Genomic DNA, 14,682 nt, shown 5'->3' with positions numbered 1-14,682 from the left:
TCTGAAGGATTAATATTGTTACTGAATTGAAGGATAAAAAAATACTGTGCACAACACGCGGTGCATAGTGCATGCGGTTGTGTTTTAACTTGCAAACCCACATTCCGTATGCCGTCGTTTTCGGCTTGACAGTCTCCACTTCGTGGGACGGTCAACCGCACGACACCATACCGCGGGAACGTTAGGCATAATTTGAACTTAATATCAAACAAATAAAAGCCCTATATGAAAAGTGTTATATTAATATTAATGATGATGAGGATGGGTATATTCTTTTCCTATTCTCAAAATAATATTTTTTTATTGCATACAGTAGTAGGAGATACAATTGATAAAAAGGAGAAAATTCAATTTGATTTATTTCCTGAGTTTGAAAGCATCAATTTTAAATATGGAATTATTTACACCCATGGAGATATAATGAATTTGAAAATTAATACTCAAAATGATTCCATATTTGAAGTACAACTTGACTCTTTGGATATTCTTAAATATCGATCAAATATCAATAAATTATTAGCATTTTATTCATTAAAAGATTTTGAAGACTCAATTTCAAAATTAGATACAATAATAGATTTATATGAAATCAATGATATAAACAATTTGGTAAATATTACTATCGATAAAGAAGTTGCCAGAAAAGGTGCATATGAAGGAAGAAGAAAACAACATTTAATGAACAATGCATTACATAATGGCTTGAAAGGGAAGGAAGCAAAGGATGCTGTAATCTATCAAGGCTATGGAGAGATTAAGTTTAAAAAATAAAAACTATGCCTAACACGCGGTCATACTGCATGGCAGTTGTTTTAAATAAAATGTATCAACGTTCTTAGTCTGCACTTTTCGTCTTGACAGTTCCTATCCTATCGGACAGAAACTGCCACGACACCATACCGCGGGAACGTTAGGCACCATAAAACAAAAAATATTATGACCTATAAAAATTCATTTTTCATTCTAATAATACTTCTTGTTGTAATGATGGTAAATTCTTGTGAATCTGAAAACAATGATTCATTAAGTAACACAGTTATAAATGGTAATATTGGGACTTTAACAGACATAGATAATAATACCTATAAAATTGTTAAAATCGGAGATCAGTGGTGGATGGCAGAAAATTTAAAAGTAACTCATTACTCTGATGGTTCTGAAATTAAATTAATAACTAATAATGAAGAATGGAAGGCAATCCAATATACCAATAACATTAAAGCATATTGTTTTTATGAAAATGATAGTTCAATGCTGATGAAATATGGGAATCTATATAACTGGATGGCTGCAACTAATAATATAACTGAAAATAAGACTTATATTCAGGGAGTTTGTCCTAATGGATGGCATCTACCGAGTGACGAAGAATGGCACATTTTGACACTTTATCTTGGAATAGATTCTGCAGGAGGAAAAATTAAAGAAACTGGAACAATAAACTGGTCAAAACCAAATGATTATGCAACCAATGAAAGTGGTTTTACTGCATTACCGGGTGGTTTTAGAGGAATAAATTATGGTTCCTTTGAAAGGGAAAGTTACAATGCTTATTGGTGGACTAGCTCTGAACTTGACAATGACAATGCTTGGCTTAGGGGTATCGGATATCTAAATAAAAATATATATGTAGGTAACAGTCCAAAAGCTTTTGGCAATTCGGTGAGGTGTGTGAAAAATTTATAAAAATTACGGTGCCTAACACACGGTCATACTGCATGGCAGTTATTTTAAATAAAATATTTCAACGTTCGCCGGCTGTCTCTTTTGTCCTGACAGTTCCTTTCCCGTCGGAAAGAAACTGCCACGACAGCATACCGCGGGAACGTTGGGCCCAAGGGCGAAAAAAGGGAGTTTAATTTCGCACTGAACTGAGCGGACAATTTCAGCACGAAATTTTTTTCGGCGTTTATGAGACATCTTTTTGAAGAAAATTTTTTCAGACTTTGACCTTGTTAATCGGAATGACCTCTTTCCTTCATGCTGACTTTTGATTATAAAACTTGATTTTGACTGATAATACAAACTGACTGTTCGTTTTCGAAAGAATTGCAAACCTTGAGTCTCAATTTATCGTGAAAGACTTTTATGCAATGAAAGTTGTGAACTAAACCAAACGTTGAGTTTAACTTTTTTAGATTAGAGATTAGAACGATTGACAGTTCATTAAAACCTGACTGTAGATTTTTCGGTTGAAAAATTTGACTGAGATATTATATTAAAGAAACCCCAGGGCCCAACACGCGGTGCATAGTGCATGCGGTTCTTTTAATTTGCAAATCCGTATGCATCCTGGCGTCGTTTTCGGCTTGACAGTCTCCACTTCGTGGGACAGTCAACCGCACGACACCATACCGCGGGAACGTTGTATGTAATACCGGGATTAGTAGTTTGAGATCTTATGAACTGACCTCCACCCTCTTTAAGCTGAAGCAAGGAGCGTTCATTTTTAAACAGGATCAACGATTGATTTTAACCAGGTGTCGGGTGGAGTTTTAGCTTGTACAACTTTAAAGTTTCGTATTTTGACGCAATATCGTTTGGGGTTGATGCAATATTGTAAAGTTTTGATTTACATTATCCGGTCGTGGGTGGCTGAATCTCATTTGATTTGCTGAAGTGTTTAATTTGTGAAGCATCAATTTAAAGAGCACCAGTGAGAGAACAAAAGAAGGTACTACATACAACACGCAGTCATAGTGCATGGCAGTACTTTTAAACAAAATAATTCAACGTTCGCGCAAAACACCTTTCGTCATGACAGTTCCTTTCACGTGTGAAAGAAACTGCCACGACACCATACTGCGGGAACGTTAGCCGTCACTCTAAAAACCAGAACCTAACTGACAAATAACTGAATCATTTAATGAATTTATTCAAAAAAATATGGATTGTCGTAACAGGACTTATACCTAACCGACAATTAACTGATGAAAAAGTAGCTTCGACAGTCGAAAAAGTATGGGAAAATTCAAAAGAAAAAAATGAAGTAGTTGAAATTATTCAAAGTATTGATGATAAAGAGAGTAAAGCCAAAATTATTTCAACAATAAAACAAATTGAGAAAGAAATTAAAACGCTTGAAGAAAGGAAGGAGCGAATTAATTTGCGTTTGGCAGAAATTACAGAATCTGAAATAACCGGAGGGAATTTTGCAGAAATTGACAAATCACTAAATAAAATCAATCAACTAATTGAATCAAAAACAACAATAACAAATACAAATTTCTTTCATGCAGATTCCCAAAAAATTGACCGTTTGCTCAGAAACAATGAATTATTACGAAAATTTAAAGAGCGGGAAATCGCTATAAAAAAGAAAGAAGAACTACATAAGAAACAAGTTCGCGAAAAACTAACTAAAATCGAGACAATGGTTGGTCAAGGGAAACTTGACGATTCCAAATTATTACTTGTTCAAATCAAAAAAGAGATAAAGAATTCATATAAACATGAATTAGAACGTCTAAAAAGAGTACAACAAAAATTAAAAGATAAGGAACTACAAATTCTTATAAAACAACAAGAAGAAGCGCAAAGAAAAAGAGATGAAGAAGCTAAACGATTAAGAGAAATTATAGAAAAGCGACAACAGGAAGAAAGAAAACGGAAAGAGCAAGAGGAACGAGAAGAAAAAGAACGACTTGATAGATTAAGAAAACAAATAGAAGTTGAAGATAGAATACGTGAAGAAAGACAAAGAGAAGAATCAAAGAAACGCAGAGAAAAAGAGGAAAAAGAACGACAAGAAAAGGCAGAACTTGAAAGTTTGCTAATTAAAAAATCAAATTGGCAAGATTTTCAACAGATTTTGCAAAATAATAGCATTACTACATTTTATCATTTTACAGACCAAGCAAATTTAAAATCAATTAAAGAACATGGAGGTTTGTATTCCTGGCATTATTGTGATAGAAAAAACATAAACATACCGTATTCTGGAGGCGACTTATTATCAAGGCAATTAGATATTCGATATAATTTACAAGATTTTGTTCGTTTGAGTTTTTGTAATGACCACCCAATGATGTGGCGATTACAACAAGACAATAGAAATCTTGTATTATTGCAAGTTAAAATTGATGTTGCATATTTTAAAAACACCTGTTTTTCAAATATTAACGCAACAGATGGTGACCACACTCACGGCTCAAGTTTACATGATTTAATCAATATTGATTTTAGAGCTGTGAAACGGAATTATGTAAAAAAAGATGATGCCGATTTCAAAACACACCAAGCGGAAGTGCTTGTTAAAACATGGATACCAATAGATTACATCACGAATATTAATTACTTCTAATCATGATATATATAGCTAATAAAAAATCAAAGGAGGCGAACATCTTGAAAAAGTATCCAAATGCACTGATTATAGATATTTCTTCAAAAGGTGAAATGCCTTGGGTAAAATTTAGTCCATTTTACCCGCACGGAAATATTCCCATCCCTCCTAAAAGTGATAATCCTAAGTATTTTTCACAAACTGTAGAAGGAATATGGCAAGGATTAAAAGTATTTGAAAGCGAAGATATTGACCGTTCTAAGTTTGAAATAAAAAATATGGAAGGGATTAAACGGACGGTTAGAAAATTTGGGAAACCCTTAGGACATCGAAATGGAGTTGAAGGGAAAGACTTACTAAATTATCAAATAGCTAGAACTGAAATCTACTTAAGAAGTTATGCTTGGGTACTCGAAAATCTTTTACAAAACGAAATTCAGCAACTGAAAGAAAAAGCAGAAAAACAAGATATTGTTTTACTGGATTATAATACAAATGAGGATATTGAAAACTACAAAAAACCATTATCACACGCCGGACTTGTAAAAAAATATTTATTTAAAAAATATCCTCAGTTAATATCATTGACATTTGAAAAAACTGAACCTGAAAAGAAATCAATACCAAAACAGAATGCAAAATCACAAGGAAAACGAAAAAATAAAAAACAACAACCAACTAACAATCAACTAGACTTATTTAACGAGTAAACTAATGGAAAAATGGCAAAATTTGAAGTAATATTTATTCTTGCATTAATTGCATTACAAATCTATGTATTTGTTAACGTCTCTTCTAAAATTAAGCGTTTCAAGAAATTCTTCCCTGATTCACTTAAAATAAAAATAGTCAAGAAACCGCTAAACAATGAAGATGAAGTTGAATTATTAGAAGCTCAAGAAATAGGTGATGATTTTGGAGAAATTTTACATTCTACAAACGATTATTTACTTAAAAACAAAGGTGCAGCAGCTGATTTTGGCATTTTAAAAGATATTAGTGAACGTCACCTGGAAAAGTACGACAACGAAATCGGTAATCTAATAAATGTTCCTCTTTATATTGGTCTTGGTGGAACGTTTATCGGAATAATTATTGGCTTATTTGGAATTTCATTTACAGATGCTTCTGGTGCTGTTACAATTTCTTCTGCGAGTATTAGTCAGCTGCTAAATGGAGTGATAACTGCAATGTTTGCAAGTTTAGCAGGTTTGATTTTTACAGTAATAAACTCCGTTTATTATAAATCAGCTGCCTACGAAAACGATACAGACAAAAACAATTATTATGATTTACTACAAAGGGAACTCCTGCCTTCATTAAACACAGGAGTCGCCAAATCTCTTGGCACATTAAACGTTGTTCTAAACGATTTCATTAGGAAGTTTGGTGAGAACATGGATGATTATAGAGATTCAGGGCGTCTTTTGAATGAAAATTTGACTAAACAACAATTTGTATTGGAGGAAATAAACAAGTTGAGTTTGACACGTACTGCAACAAAAATAGCTGAAGTTTTTGCAAACTTACACGAATCCTCACAGCACTTTGAGAAATTTCTTACATACCAAAAAAGTCTTAATGAATATGTTGACAAAACAGAAAGTGTATCTCAAGAAATGAATGATATAATTGAGAAGTTCAAAGATTTCAATTTGAATCTTAAAGCTATTGGCAATAATTCTCTTGCAAGTATAGAATTGCAAAAGCAATTTAAAGATTCTTTGGAATTACATTTTCCTGCAAGAAGTGATTACCGTGAAAAATGGAGAGAACAAACAGACGAACTTAACCAAGATGTGAAAAAAGTGTATGCTGAATTATATAATTATTTTAAAGAACAAACGGAGCAATTAAAAAATTTCACGGAGAATAATAGTGAATTTTTTAGTGGAGTTGGTGAAACTCAGAAAGCTGTTCAAATTTTTACTGAAAATTCGTTCGCTCAAAAAAAAGAATTTGAAATGCTTAAAAATGAAATGATAGAATTGAGAAAAGATTTGAATGTCTACCAAAAGTCCTCTCTTGAAACAAACATTGCTCTTATTGATGCACTTAAGGAAATAAAAAAAGACACACAAAAAGAAACTTTAGAAAGCTATGAGTTATTAGTTAAAGCAATAAAAAGTTTAAATAGCTCCATTTCTAAAATTGGGAAAGCTGAAAAATCAAAAGAAAATTAAGCTATGGGTAAGTCGAATGAGAAGAAAAGAGATTTCTTTTGGTTGAGTTATTCCGACCTAATGACAAGTCTGTTTTTTGTAATGCTGGTGTTATTTGTACTCGTTTATTCAATGCAAAATAAATTGATTGGAGATTTGTCTGCAGAGAAAGAAGAACTTGAAAGAATAACTCAAATTGACAAACAATTTGAACCTCTTATAAAATCAGGAAAATTTATTTATTTCCCAGTTACTAAAAAATTTGTTGCCAAAGACCTTATTGGTCATGAGATATTTGACCCTAATAAAACGATTATACTACCACAATATGTGCAGGCAACTATAGATGTAGGCAATGAAGTTGAGAGTCTTTTAAAAAAACTATCAGAAGAAAATCCAGATTTTGCATACCAACTTGTTATTGAAGGCAATATGGCTAATTTTTACGATAAAAGGATAGACTCAAATAACGACTTGGGTTATAGAATGAGTTATGAGCGAGCGTTGGCTGTTTACCAACTATGGACAAGACGAGGAATAAATTTAAGAAAGTATAATACTGAAATTTTAATATGTGGAAGTGGATTTAATGGGTTAGACAGAGATAAAAAAGAAGACAACAACAAGCGGTTTTCTATACAAATTATTCCAAAAATCAGTTCTCGAGAAAAAAATACACAATAATGATAAAAAAAAGAGCGAACGGCTAACACGCGGTATAGTTAATAAGGGTTTCAGTGGTTTTCGGGGCGTAGTAACCCGCTCCAAATTTTGCTGTAACTTGATAGGTAAAAAGCCCGCAATCCCTTACTAACCATACCGCCACCGTTGTGTGGAATTAACATAAGTGCAAAACTTTAAAGATTTTAGATGATTGAAAGAAAGATATTATTCTGGAATGTAGGTAAAGTGTTGGATAACAATAAACTTAAATTGATATCTACTACTTTAAATAAATATTCACCTAATATTGTTTGCATTGCAGAAGGAAGTCATTCTCAAAATGATTGTTTAAAAATCGAACAAGAACTTATTGTTGCAGATTTTACAAAATATTATTCGCCACTATTAGGAAAGGAAAAGTTTGGGATACAATACATATCAAATGGATTAAAGATTTTTTATAAGGACTGTTCTATTACCAACGATTTTGATTTCTATTTTCAGAGACAAGATGGAAGAATTGTAAAATTTGAACTCAACAATAATGGAGAAACTATTTCATTAATTTTTCTGCATAATTACTCAAAAAATGGAGATAGGGAATATACAACAAAACAAACCATCTTACTTTCTGATTTAAATCAATTACTAAAAAATTCTAAACTTGATACAGAGGAAAGCAAGGTTGTTCTTTTGGGAGATTTTAATCTTGAGCCATGGGACAATTTATTAAGAACCCCTGACTTGTTGGATAGTTACTTTTTAAGTAAACATTTGGGCTGGGCAGAAAAGAAGAAGAAAAAGGAATCTTTGTTATTTAATCCCATAACAGAAAAAATGATTTTTGATAAATCTACTCAAATTGGTGGCACATTTTTTTCGCAGAGTTTGGGATGGACATTATTTGACTATCCTATTTACAATCGAAAAACTTTGAAACTAAACTTTAAAATAATCACTGAAATCAGTAACGAGATATCTTTTGATAGTAAGAATGGTTCAGATTGTGATGATTTAATCAATAACAATTTCGACCATTTACCTATTTTAGTAACATTAAACTTGTAATCATGGGCGGATTAGATTTAAATTTTCTAGATAATAGCTATTCACAGAGTAAAACAACTCTAATTGATATTCTTCATAAGTATGGTACAGAAATCTGTGAATATGCAAAAGAATATTTTAGTTATACTGTTGCAACAACTGAATTAGATGGAGAAGTAAAAACTATTTCATTATATATTTTAGCTCCTGACATACCTTATGAGTACAGAATTTTAGTGATTGAAGTAATTAATATATCAGCAGTCAAAATTACTTTGTTCCCGTTAACTGGTAATCCAACGGATGTATCTGTAAATATTATTAATGGTCTTGATGTTGCAGAAAGTAAGATTAAAGAATATTTAGAATCTAAAACTGCAAGCCAATCATTTCATTTACTTGTTTCCAAAATAAATTTAAAGAGAAAATCAGATAAAAATAACTCCACACAACAATAAATATACGTAATGCGGGGCGATTGGGTAAATTTGAAATTTAAAGTATTTAATAAACAATGTAGCGGTTTGATAGTGAAATGCCTTGAAATCCCGCACTACGCATATTATCAACGTTGTGTGCAAGTGAAAAAAACCGACACGACACATTGAAACTTGATTGAAATAATCACAAAAACTGATTGATTGGATTAATACTCCGTTGATAGGGCGGTGCAGTTTGAGGGGAATTTATTTTGTTTTTTCTCCCCCCGCTCAAAGACAAAAGAAACCCCACCGCACAAAACAGCACATTTGCAAATCACACAAGCCAACCCACAACCAAAATTTGCAAAAGAGCTGTTTTTTTGCCGACGCTCCTTTACGAATTTGTTATTTTAGTGCGTTATTAAAACATAAAATGATGAAACACACAAATCTATTTTTGCTATCAATAATCATATTGATAATCTCATCATGCAATAATCCAGATAATAAGCTAAAGCTAAATGTAATTGATAATTTTCAACCTCCTATAATGGGTTGGGCAAGCTGGAATAATTATCATGTTAATATAAACGAGGATATTATCAAATCGCAAGCTGATGCTATGGTTGACTTAGGACTGACAGACTTTGGATACCAATTTATTAATTTGGATGATGGTTTTTTTGGTGGTCGTGATGAAAACGGGAATCTTATCTGCCATCCTGAACGCTTTCCCTCAGGAATGAAAAGTCTTGCCGATTACATTCATTCTAACGGATTAAAGGCAGGTATTTATACCGATGCTGGTATCAATACCTGTGGATGCCATTATGATAAAGATACAATTAGTGTTGGTAATGGTATTTATGGTCATGAAGAACAAGACTTAAACTTATTCTTAAAAGAATGGAATTACGACTTTTTAAAAGTTGATTGGTGTGGTGGTAAATGGCTCAACCTGGATGAAGAATCAAGATATACTTATATTGCTGAAATGGCACGAAAAATTAAACCTAATGTAGTTTATAATGTATGCCGTTGGCAATTTCCAGGTAAATGGGTTACCAATTTAGCCCACTCTTGGCGCATTGGTGGAGATTTACGTGCCAACTTCAATTCGGTTTTAAAAACAATTGATGCCAATGCAGATTTATGGATACACTGTTCTAAAGGACATTACAATGATATGGATATGCTACAGGTAGGACGCGGAATGACATATGAAGAAGATAAGACACAATTTACCATGTGGTGTTTAATGCATTCACCTTTGATTTTAGGTAATGATTTAACTAAAACTACAGAGCAAACTTTATCGATTATTACTAATCGTGAGCTTATTGACATCAACCAATCATCATTTGTATATCAGGCAAGAAGGATAATTGATAATGACAGTTTAGAAGTTTGGGCAAAACCTTTAGTATCTACAATGAGCGGAGAAATAACCGTTGCTTTGCTTAATAGGACAAATCATTTACAGAATTATAGTTTTAATATAGAAGAAATAGGTCTGGATATTAAAGAAGGCTATTCAGCAAAAGATTTATGGACAAAGGAAGAATTTGCTATCTCAACATCTCCGGAGATTAGTAAAGAAATTCCACCTCATGGCGTTGTGGTACTAAAAATAAAAGGGAAGGCACTTCCTTTTAATGTATCTCAGTATGCCGATAAATAATTTGAAAATTACAGAAAAATGCAAATAAAACATCTGGTATTTATTGCCATCCTTTTTACAGCTTGCTCTGTTCAAAAAAAGGAAAATTATCAATCAATAATTACTGGTATACCTTGGTATATTGAGGATGGAAATAATGTTTCAGCTCATGGAGCAAATATTATAAGGGAGGGTGATAGGTATTATCTGTTTGGTGAATATAAGAACAATGAAAATAATAGATTTGAGGGTTTTAGCTGCTATTCATCATCTGATTTGATGAATTGGAAGTTCGAAAGCAATGCAATGCCTCCAAATAAAAGCGGAAGATTATCAGGTGCTGAATGCATTGGAGAGCGTCCTAAAGTAATGAAATGTCCAACGACCGGAGAATTTATCATGTATATGCATGCCGACTCTAACCTATATAGAAATCCAGCTGTAGAATATGCTGTTTCCAAAAATATTACAGGCCCTTATGAGTACAAAGGACGACTGATGTTTGGAGACACATACATTAGACGTTGGGATATGGGAACATTTCAGGATGATGATGGTACAGGTTACATTATTATGCACCATGGTGATATTTACAAATTATCTGATGATTATAAGAGTGTGGTTGCACAAACATTAAAGCACGATAAAACACTTCGTACTGAATCACCTGCAGTATTTAAACACAATGGTATTTACTATTGGATTGGTTCTGGTTTAACAGGTTGGGAACGTAACGATAACATGTACTTTACCGCCAAATCTCTTGCAGGCCCTTGGGAAATGAGAGGAGTGATAGCACCTGAAGGTTCACTTACCTGGAATTCGCAATCTACTTATGTTTTTCCTGTGGTTGGGAGTGAAACTACAACATTCATTTATATGGGCGACCGATGGTCATTCCCTAAACAACGTGCTGCAGCAACTTATGTTTGGCAACCACTGGTATTTAATGGCGATGAAATTTCAATGCCTGTGTTTCATGAAAGTTGGACAATTGATGTTAAGACAGGTGAATGGAAAGACGTACCACTAAAACCGGCTTATGAAATATTAAATGGTGATGATGCTGTAAAGTATGAAGGAAGCTGGGAAGATGCCTCAGGTGACAACACAAAATCCAAACGAGCAAATACAAAGGATGCAATTATTTCAATTTCATTCAAAGGTTCAAGAATAGCATTGCGAGGTGTAGCCTCTATTGACTGTGGCTATGGTCATGTAGTAATTCAAAACATAAAAGGAGAGATTTTACACGATACATGGATAGATATGTATTCGAATAAAACAGTTGAAGGGTTGCAATATTTGAGTCCAGTTCTACCCAAAGGAGAATATTTTTTAACTTTTTCACCGACCCAATCACATTGGTACTGGACAGAAAAGTCAGGAAAACAATGGGGAAGTAAGGATACATTTATATCTTTTAGTAAAGCTTGGGTGTTCTAGTATTGGCAATATATGAATTAAGTGAAGCAGCTAAATGATAACAAAAATCCTCCGCACTTCATGCTAGAAATTTATCGAAACGAATTAATAATTTCCCAAAACTGATCCACCAAGTAGTCTACGTTGTAATCATTTTTGTTGGTTAACCACCATTCGATTAAACCAGCTCCTGCACAAACAATAAACTGAGTGGCAATTTTTTTATCAAGATTGTCTTTAAACTTTTTATTTTCAAAATATTCACTTAAACCAATATGGAGTATTTCTTCCATCTTTTTACGAAAATAAGCATTGTCAACACCGGTAAGCATCACCTGATAAAAAGCATAATGTTTTTCCAAATATTCAAAAGTCAATGTCATTGCACTCTTTGATGTAAATGCGCCACTATGATTCCCGGTGCACATTGTTAAAATAGTATTTAAGTGCATTTCAATACATTGGTCGCGCAAATCGTTTTTATCTTTAAAATGGAGATAAAAAGTACCTCGATTTACGTTTGCAGTATCAGTTATCATTTTTATCGAGATTTTCTGAAATGAATTTTTCTCCATTAAATCTGTAAATGTATCGAATAAAACTTTTCTTGATTTTTGAATGCGTCTGTCCATAAATCTATCGTAAACAATTAAAATTTAATCAACAAATCTGAAGCAATTGTTCATTAATAGACACTTGCTCTCAAACATTTGTTAAAACTGATTGCAAATTAAATAAACATTTGGCCATAAATCAACACCTGTCTATTTTCGTGTTATTAATTTGAAAATAATTCATTTATGACACGTAAAAATTATAGAAAAAAGAAGGTCAAAGTCTTTGCGATCATGGGATGTTTTGCAATAGCAACTACCACGATAGCTTTAGCAAAGACAAATGACACAAAACAGGCTGTTACAGCTCAGAAAAATGTATTATCAAAAGATGCAATGATGGAAAACAAGTCAAGTATGCTAATAGAAGTATGGTCTGATTACCTATGCCCTTGGTGCTATATTGGAGAATCAAATCTTGAAAATGCAATCAAAGAATTAGGTATAAATGCAAGCGTAGTTTATAAAAGCTTTCAATCAAACCCAACACTAAAGGGTGCTTTTACGGTAAGTGAAATTGCGCAACAAAGTGGATTTTCATTAGCACAGGCTCAGGAAAAAGCCAGATATATCGAAAAAATGGCTCAAGCTTCCAATGTAGAATTACACATGGATAAAGTTATTATGGCAAACACCTTAGATGCACACCGCTTAGCATTTATGGCCAAACAAAGAGGATTTGGAAAGGAAGTGTCGAAACGTCTTTTTGAAGCTTCGTATCTCGAAGCGAAAAATATTGCTGATGCAAATGTATTAGCCAATATCGGTTTGGAATTTGGTATTGAGCGAGAAGAAACGCTGAAAATGTTACAAACCGACCAGTATAAAGATGAAATTCAATCTGAAATTAAAGAAGGACTTAACAATGGATTACAAGGAGTCCCATATTTCGTAATCAATAAAAAATATTCACTGTCAGGAGCTCAACCTAAGGAAACCTTCATGAATACTTTTTCTGAAATCATAGAAAAAGACGGTTCGTATACTCCATTAATCAATAAAAGCGAGGCAGGTTATTCTTGCGATGAAAATGGATGTTATGTTCCCAATAATTAATTCTTAAATCAGTAAAAAATATTCATTATGATACTAATAACAGGTGCAACAGGTAACTTAGGTAAGCTAACCCTAACAGAATTATTGAAATTAAAACCGTCAAAAGATATTGCAGTTTTAGTAAGGAAAGAAAGTGAAAAATCGAAAGCACTAGCTGCTCTTGGTGTAGAAGTAAGATACGGTGACTACAGCGATTTCGATTCTCTATTGAAAGCTTTTGAGCAAATTGAAACCTTATTTTTTGTTTCAACACACGAGGCTGCTCAAAACTTAGCAGTGCATGGGAATGTTATTGAGGCTTCGATTAAAAGTGGCGTAAAAAGAATTGTTTATACCAGTACACAAGGGGATAAAACTCTGAATACAGAATCGGGTTCGTCAGCTGATTTACATGCCTGGACAGAAAATGAAATTAAGAACTCAGGCTTAAACTATACCATTCTTCGAAATGCTCCCTATATGGAATCGTTGCCACTAATACTTGGAGAGAAAGTATTGGAATTAGGATTCACCATGCCTGCAGGTGACGGTAAACTGTCATTCGCAACAAGAACAGATATGGCAATCGCGTCTGCAACAATTTTGAGTTCCGAAGGATATGATCACAAGACGTACGAATTTGGAGGAACTAAATCGTACGGATATAAGGAAGTATTAGCTATTCTTTCAGATATTGCAAACAAAGAACTTTCCTACATTTCACCAGAGCCGGAGGTTTATGAGAAACAGTGTAAAGATGCAGGAATTCCAGAACCATTTATCGCAGCAAATTTGGGATTTGCAACGCAAGTTAAAAATGGATATTTTGACCATCCAACACAGGACTTAGCAAAAATATTAGGGAGAGAGCCTGTTTTAGTTGAGACATTTTTAAGGGAGAATTACAAATTTGTAGTTTGATAAAATAAATGCTAACCCTGTTTGTAAGCACATTGGCAAGTCACACGAGCCCTGCTCAGACCAAAACTTGCCAAAGAGCTTACAAAGCCAGCCCAAAGTACCGCCTTTAAGGGCGGTTTGGGATTTCCCCACGCACAAAAAAACAAAATAAATTCGTGCTTCGAATCAAGGTCTGTGCGGATTGATAAGAATAAAGATTAGATTTGTAAAAACTTGATTCAGATTGACTTTGAAAAATAAACACCAGCACACAACATTTTGTATATTCCATAGGGGTTTCAGCGGTTTTCAAGCTTCTCAACTTTTATAAATTAAAACGTAACGGTCGACAGTGACGCTCTCCGAAATCCCCTACGTAACATACAATTTACCGTTGTACGCAATGCCGGAATTAGTTGATTTTAATATAGTTTCTACAGTTCATTGCATTTCAGCTGAAGTTGTGTAT

Annotated in this window: 13 protein-coding genes; 12 read left to right on the top strand and 1 reads right to left on the bottom strand. The window is 33.3% G+C overall.

What is annotated here, in order from left to right:
- Nucleotides 1-225: 225 nt before the first annotated feature.
- From ACE01N_RS19695 to ACE01N_RS19650, 10 genes are all read left to right on the top strand, one after another.
- Nucleotides 226-771 (top strand): hypothetical protein, encoded by a 546-nt coding sequence (locus ACE01N_RS19695; protein ID WP_380592655.1) that lies wholly within the window; start codon nt 226-228, stop codon nt 769-771.
- A gap of 165 nt (nt 772-936) precedes the next feature.
- Nucleotides 937-1,686: a fibrobacter succinogenes major paralogous domain-containing protein gene (locus ACE01N_RS19690; protein WP_380592653.1), complete on the top strand. Its 750-nt coding sequence runs from the start codon at nt 937-939 to the stop codon at nt 1,684-1,686.
- A 1,180-nt stretch (nt 1,687-2,866) separates the two neighbouring features.
- Nucleotides 2,867-4,303, top strand: a complete 1,437-nt coding sequence (locus ACE01N_RS19685; RefSeq protein WP_380592651.1) for a DUF4433 domain-containing protein — start codon at nt 2,867-2,869, stop codon at nt 4,301-4,303.
- Between the two features lie 2 nt (nt 4,304-4,305).
- Nucleotides 4,306-4,995 (top strand): DUF6939 family protein, encoded by a 690-nt coding sequence (locus ACE01N_RS19680; protein ID WP_380592649.1) that lies wholly within the window; start codon nt 4,306-4,308, stop codon nt 4,993-4,995.
- 12 nt (nt 4,996-5,007) lie between these two features.
- Nucleotides 5,008-6,468, top strand: a complete 1,461-nt coding sequence (locus tag ACE01N_RS19675; protein WP_380592647.1) for a coiled-coil domain-containing protein — start codon at nt 5,008-5,010, stop codon at nt 6,466-6,468.
- 3 nt (nt 6,469-6,471) lie between these two features.
- Nucleotides 6,472-7,131, top strand: coding sequence for a flagellar motor protein MotB (locus ACE01N_RS19670; RefSeq protein WP_380592645.1), 660 nt, complete (start codon nt 6,472-6,474; stop codon nt 7,129-7,131).
- Between the two features lie 186 nt (nt 7,132-7,317).
- Nucleotides 7,318-8,178, top strand: coding sequence for an exonuclease/endonuclease/phosphatase family protein (locus ACE01N_RS19665; protein WP_380592643.1), 861 nt, complete (start codon nt 7,318-7,320; stop codon nt 8,176-8,178).
- 2 nt (nt 8,179-8,180) lie between these two features.
- Nucleotides 8,181-8,615 (top strand): hypothetical protein, encoded by a 435-nt coding sequence (locus tag ACE01N_RS19660; protein ID WP_380592641.1) that lies wholly within the window; start codon nt 8,181-8,183, stop codon nt 8,613-8,615.
- Between the two features lie 400 nt (nt 8,616-9,015).
- A complete protein-coding gene (locus ACE01N_RS19655; protein WP_380592639.1) occupies nt 9,016-10,260 on the top strand; it encodes a glycoside hydrolase family 27 protein in 1,245 nt (414 codons plus the stop codon).
- Between the two features lie 18 nt (nt 10,261-10,278).
- Nucleotides 10,279-11,685, top strand: coding sequence for a family 43 glycosylhydrolase (locus ACE01N_RS19650; protein ID WP_380592637.1), 1,407 nt, complete (start codon nt 10,279-10,281; stop codon nt 11,683-11,685).
- 71 nt (nt 11,686-11,756) lie between these two features.
- Here ACE01N_RS19650 and ACE01N_RS19645 read toward each other — a convergent pair whose 3' ends face one another.
- Nucleotides 11,757-12,239, bottom strand: coding sequence for a TetR/AcrR family transcriptional regulator (locus ACE01N_RS19645; protein ID WP_380592634.1), 483 nt, complete (start codon nt 12,237-12,239; stop codon nt 11,757-11,759).
- A 225-nt stretch (nt 12,240-12,464) separates the two neighbouring features.
- Here ACE01N_RS19645 and ACE01N_RS19640 point away from each other — a divergent pair, with 225 nt between their 5' ends.
- The gene (locus ACE01N_RS19640; protein ID WP_380592632.1) at nt 12,465-13,334 is read left to right on the top strand and encodes a DsbA family oxidoreductase; all 870 of its coding nucleotides are present in this window, start codon (nt 12,465-12,467) and stop codon (nt 13,332-13,334) included.
- Between the two features lie 27 nt (nt 13,335-13,361).
- Nucleotides 13,362-14,234 carry an NmrA family NAD(P)-binding protein gene (locus tag ACE01N_RS19635; RefSeq protein WP_380592630.1) on the top strand — a complete coding sequence of 291 codons (873 nt, stop codon included), beginning with the start codon at nt 13,362-13,364 and terminating at the stop codon, nt 14,232-14,234.
- Nucleotides 14,235-14,682 lie beyond the last annotated feature (448 nt).

This window comes from Quyinboa ferrireducens (assembly GCF_042436675.1).
Lineage (GTDB): Bacteria > Bacteroidota > Bacteroidia > Bacteroidales > UBA5342 > JBHJHP01.
This window is presented reverse-complemented; position numbering and strand designations above follow the sequence as displayed.